Source organism: Nostoc sp. (assembly GCF_036917535.1).
Lineage (GTDB): Bacteria > Cyanobacteriota > Cyanobacteriia > Cyanobacteriales > Nostocaceae > Nostoc.
In genome coordinates this window covers 1-2,500 of the sequence record NZ_JBALDA010000086.1, presented here as the reverse complement: position 1 = coordinate 2,500, position 2,500 = coordinate 1, and the positions used below count along the sequence as shown (strand labels likewise).

Annotated in this window: 2 tRNA genes and 2 rRNA genes (1 of these 4 cut by a window edge); all 4 read right to left on the bottom strand. The window is 48.8% G+C overall.

Annotated elements, in window-relative coordinates:
* Positions 1 to 225, bottom strand: a 23S ribosomal RNA gene (locus V7K56_RS27810) (it extends 2,672 nt beyond the left edge of the window).
* A gap of 207 nt (positions 226 to 432) precedes the next feature.
* Positions 433 to 505 (bottom strand) — tRNA-Ala (locus V7K56_RS27805).
* Positions 506 to 592: 87 nt separating this feature from the next.
* Positions 593 to 666: transfer RNA gene (locus V7K56_RS27800), tRNA-Ile, on the bottom strand.
* A gap of 159 nt (positions 667 to 825) precedes the next feature.
* Positions 826 to 2,314: ribosomal RNA gene (locus V7K56_RS27795) — 16S ribosomal RNA — on the bottom strand.
* Together the 16S and 23S rRNA genes with 2 tRNA genes alongside form the textbook arrangement of a ribosomal RNA operon.
* Positions 2,315 to 2,500 lie beyond the last annotated feature (186 nt).

The following is a 2,500-nucleotide window of genomic DNA, read 5'->3' as shown; positions in this document are numbered from 1 at the left end:
GAATCTCTTTATTGATTTCTTTTCCTCCAGCTACTAAGATGTTTCAATTGGCTGGGTTGGCTCTTGACTGCCTATATATTCAGCAGCTAGTATTTCGGGTTGCCCCATTCGGAAATCTCCGGCTCAATGTTTGCTTCCAACTCCCCGGAGCATATCGTCGGTAACCACGTCCTTCGTCGCCTCTGTGTGCCTAGGTATCCACCGTTAGCCCTTATTCGCTTGACCAATCTCTTGTTTTGGTCTTTTTTTGCATTCACTACAACATCCATACAGAATGTCTGTGTCTGCCTGCTAATTTCGCGTTACTATGCAGTTTTCAAGGTTCTGGCTGAGATAATTCTCAGCAGTCTGACTCTATTTAACTAAGTCATGTTAACTAAGTCATGTTGCTGATTTCTCAAAGGTTTTTCTCTAAAGCTTTTCGCCATCAGGTGGAGGTTAGCGGACTTGAACCGCTGACATCCTGCTTGCAAAGCAGGCGCTCTACCAACTGAGCTAAACCCCCGGATACAATTCCAAATTCAAAATGCAAAATTCAAAAATAACTTCTTAATTTTGAATTTTGAATTCATAATTTTGAATTGACTTCAGGTGGGCCATCCTGGACTCGAACCAGGGACCTCACCCTTATCAGGGGTGCGCTCTAACCACCTGAGCTAATAGCCCATATCGAACCAAATCATAGTTTGAAAGCTTTCTACATTATTATTTGCAAATGTCTGCGACCGACCTTAGGATGACTTCAAGTCAATGTTTTTACATTTTTTGTGTCTTGAGTCTTTTGACTTTTGACTTTTAACTTTTGACTTGAGTTGGGTCTCCTTTAAAGGAGGTGATCCAGCCACACCTTCCGGTACGGCTACCTTGTTACGACTTCACCCCAGTCACCAGTCCTGCCTTAGGCATCCTCCTCCCTTGCGGGTTTGAGTAATGACTTCGGGCACTACCAGCTTCCATGGTGTGACGGGCGGTGTGTACAAGGCCCGGGAACGAATTCACTGCAGTATGCTGACCTGCAATTACTAGCGATTCCGACTTCACGCAGGCGAGTTGCAGCCTGCGATCTGAACTGAGCTTTGGTTTATGGGATTTGCTTGCTATCGCTAGCTTGCTGCCCTCTGTCCAAAGCATTGTAGTACGTGTGTAGCCCAAGGCGTAAGGGGCATGCTGACTTGACGTCATCCCCACCTTCCTCCGGTTTGTCACCGGCAGTCTCTCTAGAGTGCCCAACTGAATGCTGGCAACTAAAAACGAGGGTTGCGCTCGTTGCGGGACTTAACCCAACATCTCACGACACGAGCTGACGACAGCCATGCACCACCTGTGTTCGCGCTCCCGAAGGCACTCTCAACTTTCATCAAGATTCGCGACATGTCAAGCCTTGGTAAGGTTCTTCGCGTTGCATCGAATTAAACCACATACTCCACCGCTTGTGCGGGCCCCCGTCAATTCCTTTGAGTTTCACCGTTGCCGGCGTACTCCCCAGGCGGGATACTTAACGCGTTAGCTACGGCACGGCTCGGGTCGATACAAGCCACGCCTAGTATCCATCGTTTACGGCTAGGACTACTGGGGTATCTAATCCCATTCGCTCCCCTAGCTTTCGTCCCTCAGTGTCAGTTACGGCCTAGCAGAGCGCCTTCGCCACTGGTGTTCTTCCTGATCTCTACGCATTTCACCGCTACACCAGGAATTCCCTCTGCCCCGAACGTACTCTAGCTATGTAGTTTCCACTGCTTGTATCTAGTTGAGCTAGACTCTTTAACAGCAGACTTTCATTGCCACCTGCGGACGCTTTACGCCCAATCATTCCGGATAACGCTTGCATCCTCCGTATTACCGCGGCTGCTGGCACGGAGTTAGCCGATGCTTATTCCTCAGGTACCGTCATTTTTTTCTTCCCTGAGAAAAGAGGTTTACGACCCAAGAGCCTTCCTCCCTCACGCGGTATTGCTCCGTCAGGCTTTCGCCCATTGCGGAAAATTCCCCACTGCTGCCTCCCGTAGGAGTCTGGGCCGTGTCTCAGTCCCAGTGTGGCTGATCGTCCTCTCAGACCAGCTACTGATCGTCGCCTTGGGAGTCCATTACACTTCCAACTAGCTAATCAGACGCGAGCTCATCTTCAGGCAGTTAACCTTTCACCCAAGGGCACATCCGGTATTAGCCACCGTTTCCAGTGGTTGTCCCAGACCTGAAGCCAGATTCTCACGCGTTACTCACCCGTCCGCCACTGTGTCCGAAGACACCGTTCGACTTGCATGTGTTAAGCATACCGCCAGCGTTCATCCTGAGCCAGGATCAAACTCTCCGTTTTGAAGCGTTTGTGCTCAATAAATAGCTGCTCTTTTTTAACTTCAGCTTAGTTATTTTTATTTGTTTGCTTGACGCAATCCACTTGCTGTATAATCGCTTTCAAACTATAATATTTTCAAGGTTCGGTGTCTTGAAAAGCGTCGCTTTTTCGCGCTCCGTTTCAAGCACTTATTCAATATAGCGAACC